This window comes from Arthrobacter sp. 49Tsu3.1M3, from assembly GCF_900168135.1.
In the GTDB taxonomy this organism is placed as follows: Bacteria; Actinomycetota; Actinomycetes; order Actinomycetales; family Micrococcaceae; genus Arthrobacter.
In genome coordinates this window covers 55432-76301 of sequence record NZ_FUZD01000016.1, presented here as the reverse complement: position 1 = coordinate 76301, position 20870 = coordinate 55432, and the positions used below count along the sequence as shown (strand labels likewise).

The following is a 20870-nucleotide window of genomic DNA, read 5'->3' as shown; positions in this document are numbered from 1 at the left end:
ACAACGCGTCACGGACCCGTTGCATGACGTAAGAATTCGGCGCCCGGCGTTCGCCGGCCGTGGCCGTTAGGCTCGGTTGATGGCACACCACGAGAACCTTATGGACGTCAGATCCGCGTATGACACAGTCGCCGAAACCTATTCAGCGGTGATCCCGGATACCAGCTTCGAGGCCCCGCTGGATATGGCCATGATGGACCACTTCATCGCCCACATGCGCGCCACGGCGGATCGGACGGTGATCGACGTCGGATGCGGTGCCGGACGAATGACCAGTTATCTCGGCGAGGCGGGGCTGGCCGTCAGCGGTGTCGACTTGTCGCCCGAAATGGTCCGGATCGCGCAACAACTGCATCCCGGGCTGTTGTTCGAGCTGGGAGAGCTGACGGACCTGCCCCAGGCCGACGCGGCTGCGGACGGCGTCCTCGCCTGGTATTCGATCATCCACTCTCCCCCGACGGCGCTGCCGGCGATCGCGCGCGAGTTCTGGCGGGCGCTACGCCCTGGCGGTTCGGCGCTCGTCGCCTTCCACGCCGGCAGCGGCCACCGCACGATTGACCGTGCCTACGGACACGACGTCCAGCTCCGGGCGGAACTGCACGCACCCGAGGAGGTGGCGCTCCGGTTCACCGAACAAGGCTTTGTGATGCGTGCTCAGCTGGTGCGTTCACCGAGGGCCATGGAAAAGCATCCACAGGCCGCCATCCTCGTCGACAAACCCTTCGTGTCTTCAACACTTGGTCCCTCATAGGGCCCGTTAATGTGTCCGCCGGGTGGAACCGGCGGTGAATTGCTCTTCCAGGGAGTAGTCAAGATAGTGCTTGAGGGACGGATCGCCGGTTCCCGGCATGGCTCCGGCCGCTGCCGCCTTCACCAGCCAGTCCACCTGATGCGGGATGGTCTGGGCGTATGTCCCCACAGGTTCATAGGCGAGGGAGGCCTTGGTGCTCAGTACCAGCGGGGGCCGGAAATCCCACGGATGGTCCCCGAGGCCCGCGGGTGCGCTGTCATCCAGAAGCACCTCTTGCCAGTAGCCTTCCCGGGAGTGGTAGTCCACGGTTCCCGGCCGCATGGTCGGATTGCTCTCGAGGATGGGTGCGTCAAAGCGGGGCGGTACATCGGAATTGACGTGGTTGCCGGCGGCGTCAACGTACACGGCCTTGCTCGAGAGCATGACGGCCGAGGACACCGCGGCCAGGTGCGGCAGGAGTTGCCGGGCGTCGGCGTCGGTGTAGCACACCGCGTCCACGAGGAGATCGGCACCACCGGCCATCACCCCGGCCAGTGCGGCGTCGTCACGACGTTCGGCAGCGATAAATCGGGCACCGGCGGCAGCCAGGTCAGCCGGCATCCTGGACCGGTCCCGGCCCGTCATGTCCACGGCCCAGCCGGCACGGATCAGCCGCCACGCAATCGCGCGGCCGAGAACGCCAGTGCCTCCAAGGATCACAGCCCGTTTCATTTGTCCGACTCTAATGGACGGGTGCTTTTTCTAATGGGCGGATGCTCTTGCGGCGCACCGCCAAAGTAGGGTAGTTCCATGGTCATCATTCGCGAAGGGCGCCCGGAAGATATGACCGGCCTTGCGACGCTAAGGGCCACGTGGGCGGCGGAACAGGGCCCGGCGCCCATGGACGATCCCGCCTTCGACGCCGTCTTTACAGAGTGGATGAATGCCAGTCCCCGAAAGTTCTTTGTGGCCGACTACGGCGGCGAACTCGTCGGGATGCTCAACCTGATGATTTTCGAGCGAATGCCCAAACCAGGAACGGAATCGTCCCGGTGGGTCTATCTGGGCAACGCCTACGTGCTTCCTAAGTTTCGGAACGAGGGAATCGGCGGCCGGCTCGTGGAGGCATCAATCCGGTTCGCGCAAGGCATCAAGGCCGTACGGATGGTGCTTTCCCCCTCCGACGCATCACGCGGCTTTTACGCGCGGCTTGGTTTCGAGCCGGCGGCGGAATTGAACATTCTCAGGTTTTGACCCGGGGGCCCGCCAACGTGGCACCTGCCCGGCTAAATGACGGAGCGGACCATCCGCATTTCAGGCAGTTCCTCCCAGTCCGGTGAAAGCAACTTACGCGTCCCATCGGGCTGAAAACCGTTCTTGGCGTAAAAGGCCTGAGCGCGCAGGTTGGCCTCAAGGACCCACAGGTAGGCGGGTAAATTGCCGAGGGCGGCCTTCAACAGGGCGCCACCGAGCCCAGTGCCATGGGTGCGGCTCAGGGTGTAAATGGAGTAAAGCTCTAGTTCGCCGGGCAGGTCATCGTCACGTCCCGTACCTGCGTCGGCAAATCCAACGATTTCATTGCTCTCATCCAAGGCGATGATTCGCGGCTGAGCGCTGTCCAGATACGGTCGGCGTTTTTCCACCCGCTCCGGCATGCTGGCACGGCGCGCATCGAAGAACGCCGGTGACAGGAGGTGACCGTAGCATTCCTCATGAACCAGGGTGTGCATCCGAACCACGGCATCAGCGTCCTCAACCGAGGCTTGGCGGATCTGATATTCCATTTTCCCAGCCTAGCTTTGACGTGAGGGCTTCCCCGGGTCATTTTGCAGCCGGCCCGCAGAACGCTGCGCCGGTAAGGAAGCGACGCCGTCACCAGCCGCCGCGCGTCGGCGTATGACCCTTGCGGGCATCGTCGGGCATTGCCATTTCGGCCCGCAGGCCCAGGAGCCGGATCGGACGGTCCGCTTCGATTCCGGCTGCGAGGTCCAAGGCCTGCGCGAGGATTTCGTCCCGGTCGAATGTCTCGGGAAGCTTCCTCGCGTGGGTTTTGGTGACGAACGGCGCGTACCGGACCTTGAGGGTCAGCCCAACCACGGGCCGGCCTTCTGCCACGACATCCCCCAGGACGCGCCCTGTCAACTCCCTCACGGCGTCGTCGACCTGGGCGGGTTCGGTCAGGTCGCGCTGGAAGGTGGTCTCCCGACTATGCCCGCGGGCAACCCACGGGGTGTCGTCTACGACACTGGCGCCATCCCCACGTCCGAGCTCCGCGTACCAAGGACCCATCCTGGGGCCGAACTCCGGGACCAGGTCCTGGGGGTCGGATGCGGCCAGCTCGGCCACTGTGTTGATGCCGAGTTTGGCCAGCCTGCCCGACACCTTGGTTCCGACGCCCCAGAGCTCCTTGGTGGGCCGACTGCCCATGACGTCGAGCCAGTTCGCGGCAGTGAGACGGAAGACGCCGGCCGGCTTGCCGAAACCGGTGGCGACCTTGGCCCGGACCAGGGTGTCGCCGATGCCCACGCTGCAGTGCAGCTGTGTTCGTTCCAGGACAGCGGCCTGCACCTGCCGGGCGTAGGCTTCCGGATCCTCTGACTCAATGCCAACAAAGGCTTCATCCCACCCCAACACCTGAACGGTGGCGCCGGGCTGCGCATGCAAGGTGGCCATCACCGTCTCAGACGCCGCGAGATAAGCCTCGTGATCGACGGGCAGGATCACAGCGTCGGGCACTTTTCGAGCCGCAATGCGCAAGGGCATTCCGGAACCCACGCCGTAGGCCCTCGCTTCGTAGGATGCCGTCGACACCACGGCGCGTTCCGTTGGGTCGCCCCGACCGCCGACAATGATCGGCTTGCCAGCAAGCTCCGGGCGCCGGAGCACTTCGACCGCCGCGATGAACTGGTCGAGATCGACGTGCAGCACCCATGGGATTCCGCTCACGGGACCAGTCTGCCCTAAACATCCCTTGCAAGCACCGCGGGCTGCGCCCCCTCGGAGCACCTTGGTATATGGAACCAGACCGTCCTGTTCCGAGGAAACACGCGCCAGGTGCGCATCGGGGGTATAGTCGGCGCATGCATCTTTCGCGTCGATTTATATGCCCCCGGCCGGTCCCTGGCCGCGAGGGCTCTGAGGCGCGCGCCTAGGTCCTGGCGCCGGGTTTGAGTCGGGGGAAGTTAACCCGCCACTCGAAATCCGAAGACAAGGACCTGCAATGCCCTCATATCTCAGTCCCTCCGAGCTCCACGACGCCTTGACCATCCGCGATCTTTCGGATCCGGACGGCGGGCCCCATGCAATGCAGCCACTGTTGCAGGGCATCCTCGACGCCCTCTGCCGCGAATGGAGAGTGCCCCAACGAATTGTCCGCCACAGCCCACTGGTGAGTGTGGCCGACAATTACGACCGCCTGGGGTTCAACGAATCAGATGTGACGCGGGATCAAAGGTATTCCCGCTATCTCAGCCCGACGGTCATGCTCCGAAGCCACACGTCGGCTTCCATCCCGTCGCTGCTGCGTGGACTGCACGCCGACCAATCCATGGACGAGCTCTGGGCGATCCCCGGGCTTGTCTACCGGCGCGATTGCATCGACCGCACCCATGTGGGAACTCCCCACCAGGTCGACCTATGGCGCGTCAGCTCACGTGGACAAATCGACGCCGGCAACCTGCAGGGAATGGTCGGATCGCTGGTGCAGGCGGTGCTTCCAGGAGCCCGCTGGCGCGCAGTTCCGGCAGTGCACCCCTACACCGAAGAAGGCGTGCAGGTCGATGTCCTCACGGACGGGGAATGGCTCGAACTCGCCGAGTGCAGGCTCATGGCGCCGCATCTGTTCTCCGAGGCCGGCCTGGATCCCACCAAGTGGTCGGGACTGGCTCTGGGGATGGGATTGGACCGCGCCCTCATGCTCCGCAAGGGCATCCCCGACATCAGGCTGCTTCGGTCCACAGACCAGAAGATCGAACAGCAGATGCTGGACCTGTCCCCGTGGTATCCGGTGTCCCAGATGCCCTCGATCCGCCGGGACATCTCCATCGTCATTCCCGCTGACCTGGATACCGAAGTGCTTGGCGACCGGGTGCGGACAGCGTTGGGCGCAAAGGCCGAAGATCTGGAAAGTGCCGAACTCCTGGCCCTGACGACCTACGCCGACCTCCCGGCAGCGGCGAGGAAACGACTCCACCTCCGCGATGGGCAGGCCAATGCACTGGTACGCCTGGTGCTGCGTCCCCTCGCCCGGACCATGACAGACCCGGAGGCCAATCGGATCCGAGACGACGTTTACCTGGCCCTGCACGAGGGGCCTGTCAAGGAGCTCATCGGAGGATAGTGTCTGCTGTGCCAGTTCACCATCGGACTGCTGGCATGGCAGGCGTGTAGACGCAGCCGGACCGTGTCAATGCAAGGAACCACAAGCGGACGCCATTAGGTATCAACTTTGTATCGGCCTCATATCGTTCCCGTTGCAGTTCCGGCGCCAGGGCCCAAACCCGGCTGCCGCGCCGCGCCCATGTGCCATGCTGGAATCCGGCTGTCCCGGGATCGCCGGGCCGGTATCCGGCCGGCGAGGGATGGAGCGGCCGTCAGCGGCCGACGACGGCTACAAATGGATCATCACCGCGGAACGCGGGGCGTAAGACGAAAGGACAGCGGCATCAGGAAGCGTGGAGTTCAGCAGCCATCGGTGGGGCGCGTCCGCCGCGTCGCGCTGGCGTTGGCGCTGCCTGCCGTGCTCGTCCTGTCCGGCTGCGTGGCGACGCCGCAGAGCGGCATCACGAATTCCAGCAGCCCATCAGAGCTCATTCCCACCCCGGCGTCGGGCGTCCCCACCACGAGCGCACCGCTCGAGACTGCCCAGACGTCGAACAAGGCTCCGGTGTATTGGATCGGCCGGGGCAATGACAACGCGTTTCTCTACCGCGAGTTCCGCGACGTTCCGGATCAGGACAATCCCGTCACCCGCGCCCTGCGGGTCATGATGTCGCAGAAGCCATTGGACCCGGATTTTTTCACGCCCTGGCAAAATCCGAAGAAGCTGGCGACGTCGATTTCCGGCAAGAACGTCATCACGGTGGATGTCTCCGCTGATGCCTTCAACAGCAACGTTGATGCGGCCATGGCCGAGCGCGCCATCCAGCAGCTCGTCTACACGGCGACGGCTGCCGCGGCCAGCGCAGGGCTCATCGATGCCGGACAGCAGGTCCAGGTGGTTGTGCTGGTGGACGGTCACACCGACTACGTCGCCTTCAACCATGTCCGCCTGGGCGAGCCGACGTCCCGCAGCGCCGGGATGGTGGCACCTGTGTGGATCATTGATCCGCAGGAGGGCACGTCCGTGGCCGACGGTTCGGTCAAGATCAGTGGCCGCAGCACCGTCCAAGGCGGCAAGCTCCGCTGGGCAATCCTCAAGGTCGACGGCGACGGCGACAATACCAAGACCGCGTATCTTAACGGCAGCGCCACCGCCTCGGCCGATGCAGCCCGGCCCGGGCTGTTCACCTTGTCCGTGAACCTCGGCCCGGGCAATTACGAGGTCCGGGTGTCCCAGGTGGACGCATCCGACAGCGCCAAGGAAGTATTCCAGGACACCCGCGGGTTCACGGTCAAATAGCCGTCGCTTCCACAAGGCGCCACGTCACTGGCGGCGGCAGCTGCCGCAGGTCACCAGCGGCCGAGGATGTCGCTGGCCAGCACGGTGGCAGCCGGCCCGGCCGTGGACGAACGCAGCACATGGTGCCCCAAAAGGGCCGTAACTGCGCCTGCGTCGCAAAGCCGGGTCACCTCCCGCGGACTAATGCCACCTTCCGGACCCACGATCAGCAGGACCTCACGGGATCCGGCATCATCTGCCACCTCGTCGGACCCAACACTTTCCAGCCAGGCCTCCAGTACCCGCCGCAGCGGGCGCACGGCGTCTTCGTGCAGGATGACGGCGAGGTCGGCCGCCGCCACGGCCGCCTGCAGCCCGGCGCCGTCGACGGCGGCCCGGACCTCGGGAATCCATGCCCGGCGCGCCTGCTTGGCAGCTGCCGTCACCACCGATTGCCACTTGGCATGCGCCTTCGCGGCCCGCTCAGCCTTCCACCGCACAATGGACCGCTCGGCCTGCCAGGGAATGACGGCGTCGATACCCAACTCGGTCGCGGTCTCGGCTGCCAGCTCATCGCGGTCGCCCTTGGCGAGGGCCTGGACCAGGACCAGCCGGGTTCCGGGCCGTGGTTCCTCGGCCAAGTCCAGGCATTCGACGGTCAGCTCCCCGGGAGCGACGGCTGTCACGGTGCCGGTCAGGCGCTTGCCGGCGCCGTCCGCGATGTCGACGGCTTCTCCGACGGCGATCCGTTTGACGGTGACGGCGTGGCGGGCCTCGGTGCCCTCGAGGACGAAGGCCGAGCCGGGGATCTGCTGGTCCAGGGTGCCTGAGGCGGTGAAGAAGACCGGGTTACTCACCGCTACAGGTTACCGAGCCGGTCCCGCAGTTTGGCGAAGACGCCGCCGCTGGCCGCAAGCTTTCCCTCCGTGAGGTGCTCGCCGCGGTGCTTGGCCAGCTGGCGGAGAAGTTCCTCCTGGACGTGATCGAGCTTGACCGGCGTTTCCACCTGCAGGTGCACCTTCAGATCGCCGCGGCCGTGGCCGCGCAGGTGCGTGACGCCGAGACCGCGAAGAGTGATGATCTCGCCCGACTGGGTGCCGGCCTTGACGTCGATCTCCTGCTGTCCGTCGAAGGTGTCGAGGGATATTTCGGTGCCCAGGGCGGCCGCCGTCATGGGAATGTTGAGGCTCGCGTGGAGGTCATCGCCCTCGCGCACGTAAGTGGCGTCGTTGTTGACCCGGATCTCCACGTACAGGTCCCCGGCGGGGCCGCCGGCGGGGCCGGCCTCGCCCTGGCCGGACAACTGGATGCGGGTGCCGGTCGCCACGCCGGCCGGGACCTTGACGGTCAGGGAGCGGCGGCTGCGGATCCGGCCCTGGCCGCTGCATTCGTTGCACGGGTCCTTGATGACGGTGCCGAAGCCCTCGCAGGACCCGCAGGGGGCGGACGTCATGACCTGGCCCAGGATGGACCGCACGGCGCGCTGGACCTGACCGCTGCCGCCACAGATGTCGCAGCGGACCGGGTGGCTGCCCTCCCGGCAGCAGGACCCCTCGCACGTGGGGCAGATGACGGCGGTGTCGACCTCGAGCTTTTTGTTCACGCCGAAAACGGCATCGCGGAGGTCGATCCTGACGCTGATCAGCGCGTCCTGGCCGCGGCGGACCCGGGACGCCGGGCCGCCCTGGCCGCCACCGGCGCCGAAGAAGGTCTCGAAGATGTCCTGGAAGGCGAAGCCCTGGCCCGAGTAGCTGCCGCCGCCGAAGCCGTTGTCGGTGCCGTTCTCGTTGCCGGTGGTGTCATAGACCCGGCGCTTCTGCGGATCGGAGAGGACCTCGTAGGCGTGGGTGACGGCCTTGAACCTGTCCGAGGCGTCCTCCCCGGGGTTCACGTCCGGGTGCAGGGTCCGGGCCAGTTTCCGGTAGGCCTTCTTGATCTCCTCCCCCGATGCGTCGCGGGAGACTCCAAGAACGTCGTAGTGGCTGCTCAAAGTGTGTATCTCTTCCTTGTTGTACTGCCTGTGGGGTACTGCCTGTGGGCACTGCCTGTGGGGCAAGAAGTCGTATTCGGTCCCGGGCCTGTCAGGGCCCCAGGATCCTCGAAAGGTAGCGGGCCACGGCTCGGACGGCGGCCATGGTGGTGGGATAGTCCATCCGGGTGGGCCCAAGCACTCCGACCTTGGCCGTGGCGTCAGGGCCGTAGGCGGTGGCCACGACCGAGGCCTCGGCGAGACCGTCGTAGGGGTTTTCCCGGCCGATGCTGACGGTCACGCCGCGCGGGTCTTCGGCCATTTCGCTGAGCAGGCGGAGCATGACCACCTGTTCCTCGAGGGCCTCCAGCACGGGGCCGATGCTGAGCGGGAAGTCCACATTGGAGCGGGCCAGGTTGGCGGTGCCGGCCATGACCATGCGCTCCTCACGGCTGCTCGTGGCCAGGGCCTCAAGGCCGCGGGCCAGCGCCTGGGCTGCCCCGCGCCGCGCGGGCGGGCCGGCGGCGATGACGGCGGGCAGCAGCTGCGGCATCAGGCTCAGCGGTGTTCCGGACAGGCTGGCCAGGAAGCTGGTCCGCAATTCCGCCAGCGCGTCGTCGGGAATGTCCTGCCCGACGTCGATCACGCGCTGCTCCACCTTGCCGGTGTCCGCGATCAGAACCGCCAGCACTTTCCGGGGCGCCAGCAGCACGAACTCGATGTGCCGCACCCGGGCGCGGCTGAGCAGCGGATACTGCACGACGGCGACCTGGTTGGTCAGGTGCGAGAGGAGCCGCACGGTCCGGTCAAGGATGTCGTCGAGGTCCTCGGATCCTTCCAGCAGCGCCTGGATCGCCCGGCGCTCGGCCGGCGACAATGGCTTCACCGCTGAGATCTGGTCGACGAACAGCCGGTAGCCCTTGTCAGTGGGGATCCGGCCGGCGCTCGTGTGCGGCGCCGTGATCAGGCCCTCGTCTTCCAGCGCCGCCATATCATTTCGGATCGTGGCGCTCGAGACGCCGAGATGGTGCCGTTCAACGAGCGCTTTGGAACCAACGGGCTCACGCGAATGGACGTAGTCCTCCACGATGGCGCGCAGCACTTCGAGTTTGCGCGGTTCGCTCACGCTCCACCTCCAATCGACTGTCCCGCAGCCGGTGCCACCCCCCGCGCCCGGTCCGGGTCCACACGTGGTGCACGGACGGTCCGCCACAGGACAAGGGTTAGCACTCGACATGCCTAAGTGCTAACCAGTCTAATATGAGTCGCCGCGTTGTTAGCATTGGATTCGCTCCAGGCGTGGCCCGCGGGAACGCGATTCCCGTCACGCCGGCGCCAAGACCGTGGCAGCCGCTGCCGTTTGCCGCGCCGTCGCGGTCCGGTTCCGGCCCCCGGAGAGTTCCACCGACCGCCGTACATTCCGAGTGCAAAGTAAGCGTGTAGAGATGTCGTACCAGAACTGGGGACCCCAGGACCTGTCCGCCCCCGCCAAGACACAGTTGCCCGAAGTCCCGGTGGAACGCGGGATGGTCCTCGAGGAGGTCCAGTCCGGCTGGGTGGGCGCCGTAACCCGGGTGGAGAAGTCCGGCGGCATGCACGTGGTGGCGCTGGAGGACCGGCGCGGCAAGTCGCGGTCCTTCCGCCTCGGCTTTGGCTTCCTCTTGGAGGGCCAGCCCATCCGCCTGATGCCGCCGGCCCCGAAGAAGACGGCCCCGGCCGCCGGTGCCGGCCGCACGGCGTCGGGCTCGGTGCGGGTGGCGGGGCAGCGCGCACAGGTGGCCAAGGCCAGCCGCATCTGGGTGGAAGGAAAGCACGACGCCGAGCTGGTGGAGAAGGTCTGGGGCGATGACCTCCGGGTGGAGGGCATCGTCGTCGAACCCCTGCACGGCATTGACGACCTCGCGGCCGCCGTCGCGGACTTCGGCCCGGGCCCTGGCCGGCGCCTCGGCGTGCTGGTAGACCACCTTGTGGCTAACTCCAAGGAGTCGCGGATCGCCGACGCCGTCATGGCCTCACCGGGCGCCGCCGGCAACGTCCTTATTGTGGGGCACCCCTATGTGGACGTGTGGCAGGCCATCCGGCCCGCGGTCCTGGGGATCGAACAGTGGCCCGTGATCCCCCGCGGCGTGGACTGGAAGACCGGCATCCTGATGGCTTTCGGATGGCCCCACTCCACGAAGGAGGACATCGGCCTCGGCTGGCAGAAACTCCTGGGGGCTGTCCGCAGCTACGCTGATCTGGAGGCGTCGCTGCTTGGCCGCGTGGAAGAGGTCATTGACTTCCTCACCGTGCCCTAGTCTGCCGTGGCGGCCGCCCCTGATCTCCATTTCCGGGCCCGAGCAAGTATTCTTGAAACGGCGGCCGCGCTTCTGGTGCGGTCCCGGCTATTTCAGGCACAACCCAGGCAGCAACGCATCACCGCAATCCGAAGGGCTACACCGTGGCAGATAACGCACGCGAACACACGGGCAATCAGGCTGGCCATGGCCAGCCTCCGTACCATGGCGTTCCGGCAAACGCGCTGCCGCTGACGGCCAGCGAGGACCGGCAGTGGGCCACGCTGGCTCACTTCGGCGGCATCCTGGGCTGCGTGCCGTCGCTGCTGATCTACCTCATCTTCAAGGACCGCGGCCCGTTCACGGCGCAGGAATCCAAGGAAGCCCTCAATTTCACGCTGCCGCCGACCCTGGCCGCAGTGCTGGCGAATCTGCTGGTCTTCATCCCGGTGGTGGGCAACCTCTTCGCCGTGCTCGCCACGGTGATCTGGATCGCCGTGACGTGCTTCTCGGTGGCGGCAGGCATCCACGTCAACCGCGGCCAGCCGCACCGCTACGAGTTCAACCTGCGCTGGATCAAATAGCCGGCCCGGGCCCAAGCAAAAGAGCCGGCCGCTGCCCGTAAGGGGCAGCGGCCGGCTCTCCTTTGTGCGGCAGGGTGTCGTGGCCGCTGATGCGGCAGCCAAGCCGTGGAGGCGGGGCCGGGCAGGCTAGTCCGGCAGGATCCTGCGGACGACGGCGTCGGCCAGCAGCCGGCCCTTGAGCGTGAGAATGAGCCGGCCTTTGAAAGCCGCCGCGGGGTCTACGAGGCCGTCCGCGATCAGCCCCGCGACAGCGTGCCTGCCGGTGTCCCCCAGGCCGCCGAGGCTTGGGATGTCGAGTCCGGAATTGAGCCGGGCCTCGAGCATGACCCGTTCCACGTTGCGGGTTTCGGAGTCCAGCGTTTCGCGTCCGGCGGCGGGTGAGGCGCCGGCGCCGAGGCGGTTGGCGTAGGCGGTGGGGTGCTTGACGTTCCACCAGCGGACGCCGCCCACGTGCGAGTGTGCCCCGGGCCCGATGCCCCACCAGTCGTCCCCGCGCCAGTAGGCGAGGTTGTGCCGGCAGGCCTGTTCGGGGGTGCGGGACCAGTTGCTGACCTCGTACCAGTTGAGCCCGGCGGCGGAAATCAGTTCGTCGGCGAGTTCGTATTTGGCGGCGTGGTCGTCGTCGTCGATTTCCGGCACTTCGCCACGGCGGATCTGCGCGGCAAGCTTGGTGCCGTCTTCAACGATCAGGGCATAGGCGCTGATGTGGTCGGGGGCGTAGGACAGTGCGGTCTCGAGCGAGTAGCGCCAGTCCTCCAGCGACTCCCCCGGCGTCCCGTAAATGAGGTCGAGGCTGACGGCGAGCCCGGCATCACGCGCCCACTGCACCACCTCGGGCACCCGGCTGGGGGTGTGGGTGCGGTCCAGGACCTTCAGGACGTGCGGCACGGCCGACTGCATGCCGAACGAGACGCGGGTGAATCCGGCGTCGGCGAGCAGCTGCAGGGATGCGGGCGTGACGGAATCGGGGTTTGCCTCGGTGGTCACCTCGGCGCCGGGCTGCAGTCCCCAGGCGTCGATCGCGGCGGTGAGTATGCGCGCCAAATCCTCCGCCGGCAACAGCGTGGGGGTGCCGCCCCCGAAGAAGACCGTGCTGAGGGGACGGCCGGGCAGGCCGCTGCCCTTCAGGGCCGCGGCCGCGAACTCCACTTCCGCGATCGCGGTGGCGGCGTAGGCGTCCTGGGAGGCCCCGCCGCCCAGCTCGGTAGCGGTGTAGGTGTTGAAGTCGCAGTACCCGCAGCGGACCGCGCAGAACGGGATGTGCACGTACAGCCCGAAAGCGCGCTGATCGGCGCCCTCGCGCGCCTGGGCAGGCAGGAGCCCGTCCGGCGGCGCCGGGTCCCCTAGGGGAAGAACGCTAGGCACGGGCCGGGCCTGCCAACACTGCAACAACGATCATTACCTGCACCGTTACTTCTTGGCCTTGTCCTTGGACTCGTCCGTTGTCAGCGCGGCGATGAAAGCCTCCTGCGGCACCTCGACGCGGCCCACCATCTTCATGCGCTTCTTGCCTTCCTTCTGCTTTTCCAGGAGCTTGCGCTTTCGGGTGATGTCACCGCCGTAGCACTTGGCAAGGACGTCCTTGCGGATGGCGCGGATGCTTTCGCGGGCGATAATCCTGGAGCCGATGGCGGCCTGGATGGGCACCTCGAACTGCTGGCGCGGGATGAGTTCGCGCAGCTTGCCGGTCATCATCACGCCGTAGGCGTAGGCCTTGTCACGGTGGGTGATGGCGGAGAACGCGTCAACCTGTTCGCCCTGGAGCATGATGTCCACCTTGACCAGGTCGGCCACCTGCTCGCCGTCGGCCTTCCAGTCCAGTGAACCGTAGCCGCGGGTCTTGGATTTGAGGATGTCGAAGAAATCGAAGACGATTTCGGCCAGCGGCAGGCGGTAGCGGATTTCCACCCGGTCCTCGGAGAGGTAGTCCATGCCGCCCATGACGCCACGCCGGCTCTGGCACAGCTCCATGATGGCGCCGACAAACTCGTTCGGCGCAAGGATGGTGGCGGACACCATGGGCTCACGGACCTCAGCGATCTTGCCGGTGGGGTATTCGCTGGGGTTGGTGACGTGGACGACCTTCTTGTCCTCCAGCGTGACCTCGTATTCCACGTTGGGCGCGGTCGAAATGAGGTCCAGGTTGTATTCGCGTTCGAGCCGCTCGCGGGTGATTTCCAGGTGCAGCAGGCCCAGGAACCCCACGCGGAAGCCGAAGCCCAGCGCGGCGGACGTTTCGGGCTCGTACACCAGTGCGGCGTCGTTGAGCATCAGCTTCTCCAGCGCATCGCGGAGCACCGGATAGTCCGTGCCATCGAGCGGATACAGGCCGGAGAAGACCATCGGCTTGGCGTCCGCATAGCCGGGGAGGGACTCCGTGGCGGGCTTGGCCAGGTTGGTGACGGTATCGCCCACCTTGGACAGGCGGACGTCCTTCACGCCGGTGATGAGGTAGCCGACCTCGCCGACGCCGAGGCCCTTGGAGGGGGTGGGTTCCGGGGAGCTCACACCAATCTCAAGGAGCTCGTGCGTGGCACGGGTGGACATCATCTGGATGCGTTCACGTGGGTGCAGCATGCCGTCGACGACGCGGACGTAGGTGACCACACCGCGGTAGGTGTCGTAGACCGAGTCGAAGATCATGGCCCGGGCGGGGGCGTTCGGGTCGCCCACCGGTGCCGGCAGGTCGCGGACGATCTTGTCCAGCAGGACCTCGACGCCCATGCCGGTCTTGCCGGAGACGCGGAGCACGTCGTCGGGGTCGCCGCCGATCAGGTTGGCGAGTTCCGCCGCGTATTTCTCGGGCTGGGCAGCCGGGAGGTCGATCTTGTTCAGGACCGGGATGATGGTGAGGTTGTTCTCCATCGCCAGGTAGAGGTTGGCGAGGGTCTGGGCCTCGATGCCCTGGGCCGCGTCCACCAGCAGGATCGCGCCTTCGCAGGCCGCGAGCGAGCGGGAGACCTCGTACGTGAAGTCGACGTGCCCGGGGGTGTCGATCATGTTCAGCGCGTAGCTGGTGCCGTCGAGTTCCCAGGGCATGCGGACGGCCTGGGATTTGATGGTGATGCCGCGTTCGCGCTCAATGTCCATGCGGTCCAGGTACTGGGCCTTCATGTCACGGGACTGGACAACACCGGTGAACTGGAGCATCCGGTCGGCCAGTGTGGATTTGCCGTGGTCAATGTGCGCAATGATGCAGAAGTTCCGGATGATGGCCGGATCTGTTGCGGCGGGCACCGGGGCGGTGCGGGCCATGGGAGACACGCAGGGTCCTTACTGTTGGCATTACTGTTGGCTTTTCCACGGCTCGGTGCGGATGCTCGTATGCCATCCTGCGACGTGGCGCATTTCTGTCCCTATAGTCTCCCACGTCCGGGCCAGTGGCAGTGCATCCCTGCGTCGCGTTGCGGACTCTCCTGGGCTCGGTGGACTCGCGCCGCGATTCCGCCCGCGGATCTGGCCTCGATTCGGCTGCGGTTCCGTGCGGATCTGGCTGCGTGCTGCTCCGTTCCCGGGACCGCCCCCGCCGGGCCGTCAACCGCCTGCCGGCCACCCTCTGCTCCACCTACCCGCGCTCTGTCCCTGCCCCTTTCTCCGCCTCTTTCTCCGTCCCTTTCTCTGCGGGGGTTGCCGTATGGTTTCCCCATGGCTTGGAACTTACGATCGATCAGCGGCGCCGTCCGCGACGCCCTGCGCTTCCTGGATAAACTCGGCGGCTCCGCACCCGGGACCACCCGTGGGCCGGCGGCAAAACCCGCCCGAAAGCCTGCGGCGAAGCCGCGGCCGGGGCAGGCGCGTCCCGGCGCCCCGACCCGCGCCACGGGCGGCACCCCGGCCGCCGGACTGACCGGGACATATCCCGGCGACTTCCGGGGCCGGGCCGCCGTCCGCTATGCGCCGGCACCCAACGGCCTGCCCGAACCCGGCGAAATCGTCTGGACCTGGGTGCCCTACGAAGAGGACTACTCCCAGGGCAAGGACCGTCCGGTGCTGCTGGTGGGCACCACCGGCCGGTATTTGCTGGGACTGATGCTGACGAGCAAGGACCACGACGGCGACTTCCGTCGGTCGGATGACTACGTGGACATCGGCACAGGACCCTGGGACCGCCAGGGGCGGCCCAGCGAAGCGAAGCTGGACCGGGTTCTGCAGATCAATGCGAAGGACATCCGGCGCGAAGGGGCGATCCTGGACGCAGGCCGCTTCAACCTCATCGCGGCCGCGCTGCGGCAGCGGCACGGCTGGAGCTGACCCGGCGGACACCGCGTGCCGCGGCGGATCGCCACCCGCGCTCGTGCCTGCACGCTGATCTCTGCTATTATTTACAGCTGTGTGTCCGTGCAGGTCGACGGCCACAGATGGTTGGTCGCCATAGGTATCCCCACGCCGCTCAGTCAATGGCCAATCTGAAAGCCCTCTAGACCATTTTCCGCATTGAAAAAGAGAGTTCACACGTGGCTAATATCAAGTCCCAGAAGAAGCGCATCCTGACCAACGAAAAGGCCCGCCTGCGCAACAACGCAGTCAAGTCTGAGCTGAAGACGGCCATCCGCGCCGTCAACACCGCCGTTGAGTCCACCGACAAGGATGCTGCGGCTGTTGCACTGCTTTCCGCCAGCCGCAAGCTGGACAAGGCCGTCAGCAAGGGTGTTCTCCACAAGAACAACGCTGCAAACCGCAAGTCGGCCATCTCCAAGAAGGTCAACGCGCTCTAAGGTTTCCAGTTCACTTGAACTGATGATTGTGGCCGGCACCCCAGGGTGCCGGCCACATCCTTTTAAGCCGGTTCCGCAATGGGCCAACCCCGCACCCGTTCCGGTACAACTCCGGTACGACTCCGGTCCGCCGCAGGCTTACCGCAGCCTGGTGCGCGCCCAGATCCGGAACCGCAGAGGGCCAACACGCCGCACCTGGTCCGGCCGGACCCGCAGGGACGGCAGGCCCGGCGGCTGGGGTCGAACGCGGGTGTCAGGAACTCCGGGCCGAGGTGGCAATCACAGTTACCGCATGTTCCACGGCATAGACAGGATCGCGGGAGAGGCCCTTGACCTGGGCGTCGGCCTCGGCGGTGACCTGGATGGAGCGGACCAGCCTCTCGGGCGTCCAGCGCCGGACTTCCCGCTGGGCCTGTTCGACGAGCCAGGGCTGCATACCCAGTTGCTTGGCGATCTGCGAGGACGACCCCTGCGCGCCAGCCACCTTGGCCAGGGAGCGCAACTTCGACGCCAGGGCAGCCACGATCGGCACCGGGTCCGCGCCGGTAGCCAGGGCGTGGCGAAGTGTGGAGAGGGCCAGCGGGCCGTTGCCGGCCATCGCGGCGTCGGCGACCTTGAAACCTGTTGCCTCGACCCGGCCGCCGTAGTACTTGTCCACCATGGCCGCATCCACGCCGGTGGTGGCATCAGCGATCAGCTGACTGCAGGCGGCGGCGAGTTCCGCGAGCTGCGCACCGACCGCATTGACGAGGGCGTGCACGGCGTCGGGGTCGATACGACGGGAGGCCGCCCGGAACTCAGCCGTGACGAAGGCGATCTTCTCGGCGTCTTTCTTGAGCGGCTGGCAGTCGACAACGGGCCAACCCGCGGCCTTGATGGCGTCCAGCAGCTTCTTGCCGCGGACTCCCCCGCCGTGGCGGAGCACCAAGAAGGCCTCCGGTTCCGGGTGGACCACATACTTCAGGGCATCGGCGAGGAAGGCATCGTTCATGGCCTCGAGCCCGTCGACCTCAATGAGCTTTTGTTCGCCGAACAGTGAAGGGCTGACGTTCATGGCCAGGGACCCGGCCGTGTAGCTGCCGGCATTGAGCCGCGTAATTTCGACGTCGGGCGCCACCGCGCGGACCTGCGCGCGGATACGGTCCATGGCCCGGGCGCCTAGGTAGTCCTCCGGACCGCCCACCAGGACGACGGCAGCAGGTGTCACGTCACGCCAGGTGGCGGTGTTCGACGCCGAGGTCCTGGGCCGTTGGGTCTGGGCAGCAGCCACTCGTGATTCCTCCCGGAAGTTGGTTTGCGGACTCTAAGCGTCCCACGCCCGGACCGGTGCTCCAAGCCGCGGCTGACGGCCCGCCGGCGGGCTGACCGTGCCGCCGCATGCGACCGTGCGTCGAGGACGGCGACCACGCGCGCGTGTGCCGCGAGGACGCCACGGAAGACCGCCGCCGGGTGCAGGGCAAGCCATACTGCCGCCAGCACAGCCGCGGAAAAGACTCCCATGGTGGCTGCACCGAAAACTCCTTCCGGCCACGGCAGGGCTGCGCCCGGGAGTGCCGCGAACAACCGGGCGACCCCCGCCACCGCGCCTGCGAAGCCGGCAGCTGCGGCCATCAGGAAACCGGCTGCGGCCGGGACAGCGGGCAGGAGCACCACGGCCGTCGTGCCGAGGAGTGTAACTGGCGCCACGAGCGCTGCAGCGGCCACATTCGCGGCCAAGGTGTAGGCGCCGAACTGCGGCTGCAACAACACGATCGCCGGGGCGCAGAAGAGCTGGGCGGACAGGGGTACGGCGATGCCGGCTGCCGCCCAGCGCGGCACCGAAGAGGGCAGCCAGTCCATGATGCGGCGACCGGCGACCACGATTCCCAGCGTGGCCAGGACCGAGAGCAGGAATCCGAAGCTGGCAGCCAGGACCGGCTGCGCCAGCAGCAGGCCGATGACGGCAACACAGAGCAGGCTCAGCCCGCGCCCCGGCCGGCCAAAAGCTACGGACGCGAGGCCGATGCTGCCCATGAGCGCGGCCCGCAGCACACTGGGATCCGGACCCACCATGAGGACGAACAGCGCCAGCCCCGAGAGACTGGCAGCGGCGGCCGCCGCGCGCGGAAGGCGGAGCGTGCGGGCGGCAAGCAGCAGCGTCCCGAGGATCAGGCTGCAGTTGGCCCCGCTGACGGCGGTCAGGTGCGTCATCCCGACGGTCTTCATGGCGGCTTCCAACTCGGGGTCCAGCGCGCTGGTGTCGCCAGTGACCATGCCGGGCAGCAGCCCGCCGGCGTCGCCCCCAAACCGTGCCGCCGCGGCGGTGAAGGCGCGGCGAAGCTCCCCAGGACCCTGCTGCCAGGGCCCGGGTCCCCGCAACAGAGTTGGCGCCGACGTCGCTGCAAGGAGTCCTGCCTCAGGCTCCCCTGGCGCGGAGGGCCGGAGTTTGCCTGTGGCGCGCAGGTGCTGGCCCGGAACGGCGTCTCCCCACGTGGCCCCGCCCATGACGACGAGCCGTACGTCCACGGCGACCCTGTGGCCGCCCAAGGTCATCGCCTTCAGCATCACGGGAACCGCCCAGCGGTCCGGCAGGCCGCCGGCACCGGGAATCCGGAGCCGCCGCGGGGCGCCCGCAATTTCCAGTTCCGCGACGACGGCCGCGCGGGCGGCCACAGCTTCTGCGATGGCGCCGTCGTGCCGCCGGGATGCCTCGACGGCGGCGTGCGAGCCTGCCGCGAGGGACAGCAACAGCGCCACAGCCACTGTGGCCCGAATGCTGCGCGGAGCCACCTGCTGGGCCCTGGGGCCGTGTCCGGCGCCAACCCGCCCTATCCTGACGCCCCGTTCCTTCGCCGGGCGGATCCCGGAACGGCTGAGGTTGCCGGGACCGGCCAAGATGAGCATGCCTCCGGCCGCCAACGCCGCGCAGAGACCGGCCAGCCCTGCAGGGGGCAGCCAGTTTCCGGCAACTGCGGTCCCCCAGACAAGGAGCGCCGGGAGTACCAGACGAAGGTCCGTACGCCGTGTCCGTTCGATCGGGCGCTGACGCGCGGGGGTGGCGCGCGCGGGTTTGGCGGATCCGCGGATCCTGCCCGGGGCCACCGGATCCTCATGCTCCGCACGCACCGGGGAATGGACGGCCGCGTCGACGTAGCGCTGCCAGCGGCTCGGCGGGACCGCCACAGAATCCAGCGGGCCGGTCCGGTCAACGCCGGTCCGTGCAGTGTCAGGCTGTGCAGCGTCAGGCTGTGCAGTGCCAAGCTTTTCCATCTCAGGATTTGCCACGTCAGATACCCACCAAGGGGAGCAGTGCCTCGAGCAACTTCGGGCCGATCCCGTCGACGGCGTCGAGCTCCTGCACGGTCTTGAACCGCCCGTGCTGCTGGCGCCAATCCACGATCCGCTGCGCCAGCACCGGCCCGACGCGCGGGAGGGTCCCGAGCTCCTCGAGGCCGGCGGTGTTGAGGTTGACCTTCCCGCCACCGCTGACTGCCCCTGTGCCGCCCGTACCGGCCGTACCGGAACCGGGCGCAGGTGAGCCGTCCGTGGGTGCATCGGCCTGACCGGGTTCGCCGCGGATGGGCACCAGGACCTTCTGCCCATCCTCCAGCACGGCGGCCAGGTTGAGCCGGTCCGGATCCCCGAGAACCGTGGGTCCGCCCGCAGCTGCAATTGCCTCGTGCAACCGGCTTCCCGCCGGCAGTTGAACCACCCCCGGGCTGGCCACGGCACCGGCAACATGGACCTCGATGCTTTCCGGCTCCGCGGTGGCAGCCTCCCCCGGCGGCGCGGTTGACCCGCCAGCTGCCGGATCGGGTGCTTCCTCGGCGGCGGGAGCGGAGTCGCTAAGAGCCACCACCTGCGCGCCGCCGGTTCCGGCCTGCCACCAGAAGCAGCCGCCCAGCACCACGGCGAGGACGCCCAGCAGGGCAGCGGCCCTAACCCCTGTCCTGGCCCGAAATCGCAAAACCAGCGTCGGCCTTCCTGTCCGGCGGTACCCACGGGTTTCATCCGCATGGTGCAAAGGCCCGCCCCTTTCGCGCTGTCCAGCAGCGAGGACGGCATCAGCTTCCCGGCCCGGGCCGGGGCTGCCTGGCGCCGGAACCTGGAACTCCAGCAGCCCCTTGGAGCTGCCTGGCTCCTGGCCGGGAGCAGGCGATTTACCCGGATCCGAAGCATCTCCCGCTTCCCGGGCAGCCCAGTGCGTCGCGGCCAGGCGTTCACGGACAACCCTGACGCCTGTGGCGGATTCACTTCCCGGATTGCGGCGTGACATGGAAACGACACTAGGCAGCCCGCACCCCCGCTGATACTCGGAACCGGGCGTATGTGGAAATACCTGCGTAATACGCGTAGATCCGTGGCAACAGGCAAGTATTCCCTACGCTGGTGCCCACCCGGGGCCGGTGGTAACGTCTGCATCCAATCGAGAAGACTTGCCGGCTGGGGGCACCCCTGATCGCCTGGATGTAAACATCAGGCGGCGAAAGCTGGTGTGCAATGAAGTGGTTGTTTGGGCCCGCGGCGGTGCTGGCGCTTGGCGGCACCATGCTGCCAGCCCCGCCGGTCGTGGCAGACACAACGCAAGCCACCTCAACCCAGGTGGTCAAGTTTTCTCTGGATAGCAGCTTCTGCCCCCAGTACGGCCTTTACGGCATAGCTCATGTTTCGGTCGACGGCACGGCCGGAATGACTGCCGACCAGAATTTCATCTGGACCACGCAAACAGCCGCCACCTCCATCCATGCGGTTCCGCCGCAGGGCGCCGTCGCCAATGTCACGGTTGTCTACCACTGCAACGTGCAGGTCCTCTGGTGGCTGGAGCCCGGCAGTGCCCGCAGGGTGCAGGCCGCCCTATGGGTCAACGGCTCAGGCCAGCAGCCCAGCTACACCATCGGGCCAAATCAGCCTGGCCCCGGGCCAACGCCGCCGCCAACGACTCCGCCTCCAACGGCCCCGCCGGTCTCCATAACGCCAACCGCTCCACCAGCGTCAGCGTCGATACCCGCACCCACGGC

The 20870-nt window shown here is 67.2% G+C and carries 19 protein-coding genes; 8 read left to right on the top strand and 11 right to left on the bottom strand.

Features of this window, described 5'->3' with window-relative positions:
- Positions 1-79: 79 nt before the first annotated feature.
- A complete protein-coding gene (locus B5X90_RS15645; RefSeq protein ID WP_079554625.1) occupies positions 80-751 on the top strand; it encodes a class I SAM-dependent DNA methyltransferase in 672 nt (223 codons plus the stop codon).
- Positions 752-757: 6 nt separating this feature from the next.
- Here the strand turns inward: B5X90_RS15645 and B5X90_RS15640 are convergent, their stop codons facing one another.
- Complete coding sequence (locus B5X90_RS15640) at positions 758-1462, bottom strand: hypothetical protein (protein ID WP_079554623.1); 705 nt, start codon at positions 1460-1462, stop codon at positions 758-760.
- Positions 1463-1540: 78 nt separating this feature from the next.
- Here B5X90_RS15640 and B5X90_RS15635 point away from each other — a divergent pair, with 78 nt between their 5' ends.
- Positions 1541-1984, top strand: coding sequence for a GNAT family N-acetyltransferase (locus B5X90_RS15635; RefSeq protein ID WP_079554621.1), 444 nt, complete (start codon positions 1541-1543; stop codon positions 1982-1984).
- 32 nt (positions 1985-2016) lie between these two features.
- Here the strand turns inward: B5X90_RS15635 and B5X90_RS15630 are convergent, their stop codons facing one another.
- Positions 2017-2514: a GNAT family N-acetyltransferase gene (locus B5X90_RS15630; protein ID WP_079554619.1), complete on the bottom strand. Its 498-nt coding sequence runs from the start codon at positions 2512-2514 to the stop codon at positions 2017-2019.
- Between the two features lie 88 nt (positions 2515-2602).
- Positions 2603-3658: a DNA polymerase IV gene (locus B5X90_RS15625; RefSeq protein ID WP_079554617.1), complete on the bottom strand. Its 1056-nt coding sequence runs from the start codon at positions 3656-3658 to the stop codon at positions 2603-2605.
- Positions 3659-3950: 292 nt separating this feature from the next.
- Here B5X90_RS15625 and B5X90_RS15620 point away from each other — a divergent pair, with 292 nt between their 5' ends.
- Both B5X90_RS15620 and B5X90_RS15615 read left to right on the top strand, forming a co-directional pair.
- Positions 3951-5069, top strand: coding sequence for a PheS-related mystery ligase SrmL (locus B5X90_RS15620; RefSeq protein ID WP_079554615.1), 1119 nt, complete (start codon positions 3951-3953; stop codon positions 5067-5069).
- Positions 5070-5423: 354 nt separating this feature from the next.
- Positions 5424-6350, top strand: coding sequence for a GerMN domain-containing protein (locus B5X90_RS15615; RefSeq protein ID WP_079554613.1), 927 nt, complete (start codon positions 5424-5426; stop codon positions 6348-6350).
- A 50-nt stretch (positions 6351-6400) separates the two neighbouring features.
- Here B5X90_RS15615 and B5X90_RS15610 read toward each other — a convergent pair whose 3' ends face one another.
- From B5X90_RS15610 to hrcA, 3 genes are all read right to left on the bottom strand, one after another.
- A complete protein-coding gene (locus tag B5X90_RS15610; RefSeq protein ID WP_079554611.1) occupies positions 6401-7186 on the bottom strand; it encodes a 16S rRNA (uracil(1498)-N(3))-methyltransferase in 786 nt (261 codons plus the stop codon).
- 2 nt (positions 7187-7188) lie between these two features.
- Positions 7189-8319, bottom strand: a complete 1131-nt coding sequence (gene dnaJ / locus B5X90_RS15605; protein WP_079554609.1) for a molecular chaperone DnaJ — start codon at positions 8317-8319, stop codon at positions 7189-7191.
- Positions 8320-8410: 91 nt separating this feature from the next.
- A complete protein-coding gene (gene hrcA, locus B5X90_RS15600) occupies positions 8411-9424 on the bottom strand; it encodes a heat-inducible transcriptional repressor HrcA (RefSeq protein ID WP_079554607.1) in 1014 nt (337 codons plus the stop codon).
- Between the two features lie 319 nt (positions 9425-9743).
- On the opposite strand from hrcA, the gene B5X90_RS15595 reads away from it, so the two are divergent.
- Together B5X90_RS15595 and B5X90_RS15590 are read left to right on the top strand one after the other, a co-directional pair.
- Positions 9744-10595 (top strand): DUF3097 domain-containing protein, encoded by an 852-nt coding sequence (locus tag B5X90_RS15595; protein ID WP_079554604.1) that lies wholly within the window; start codon positions 9744-9746, stop codon positions 10593-10595.
- Positions 10596-10738: 143 nt separating this feature from the next.
- Complete coding sequence (locus tag B5X90_RS15590; RefSeq protein ID WP_026537291.1) at positions 10739-11158, top strand: DUF4870 domain-containing protein; 420 nt, start codon at positions 10739-10741, stop codon at positions 11156-11158.
- 126 nt (positions 11159-11284) lie between these two features.
- On the opposite strand, the gene hemW is transcribed toward B5X90_RS15590, so the two are convergent.
- Complete coding sequence (gene hemW / locus B5X90_RS15585) at positions 11285-12523, bottom strand: radical SAM family heme chaperone HemW (protein WP_079554602.1); 1239 nt, start codon at positions 12521-12523, stop codon at positions 11285-11287.
- 45 nt (positions 12524-12568) lie between these two features.
- Positions 12569-14422 (bottom strand): translation elongation factor 4, encoded by a 1854-nt coding sequence (gene lepA / locus B5X90_RS15580; protein ID WP_026266375.1) that lies wholly within the window; start codon positions 14420-14422, stop codon positions 12569-12571.
- Between the two features lie 381 nt (positions 14423-14803).
- On the opposite strand from lepA, the gene B5X90_RS15575 reads away from it, so the two are divergent.
- Both B5X90_RS15575 and rpsT read left to right on the top strand, forming a co-directional pair.
- Positions 14804-15409: a type II toxin-antitoxin system PemK/MazF family toxin gene (locus B5X90_RS15575; RefSeq protein ID WP_079554600.1), complete on the top strand. Its 606-nt coding sequence runs from the start codon at positions 14804-14806 to the stop codon at positions 15407-15409.
- 203 nt (positions 15410-15612) lie between these two features.
- Positions 15613-15873, top strand: coding sequence for a 30S ribosomal protein S20 (gene rpsT / locus B5X90_RS15570; RefSeq protein WP_018773112.1), 261 nt, complete (start codon positions 15613-15615; stop codon positions 15871-15873).
- 253 nt (positions 15874-16126) lie between these two features.
- Here rpsT and holA read toward each other — a convergent pair whose 3' ends face one another.
- The 3 genes from holA to B5X90_RS15555 are packed head-to-tail and all read right to left on the bottom strand — an operon-like array spanning position 16127 to position 19819.
- The gene (gene holA, locus B5X90_RS15565) at positions 16127-17143 is read right to left on the bottom strand and encodes a DNA polymerase III subunit delta (RefSeq protein WP_079554654.1); all 1017 of its coding nucleotides are present in this window, start codon (positions 17141-17143) and stop codon (positions 16127-16129) included.
- Positions 17077-19137 (bottom strand): ComEC/Rec2 family competence protein, encoded by a 2061-nt coding sequence (locus B5X90_RS15560; RefSeq protein WP_256860275.1) that lies wholly within the window; start codon positions 19135-19137, stop codon positions 17077-17079. Before B5X90_RS15560 ends, holA begins: the two co-directional genes overlap by 67 nt.
- 1 nt (position 19138) lies before the next feature.
- Entirely contained in the window at positions 19139-19819 is a 681-nt protein-coding gene (locus B5X90_RS15555; RefSeq protein ID WP_256860274.1) for a helix-hairpin-helix domain-containing protein, read from the bottom strand.
- Positions 19820-20870: the final 1051 nt, after the last annotated feature.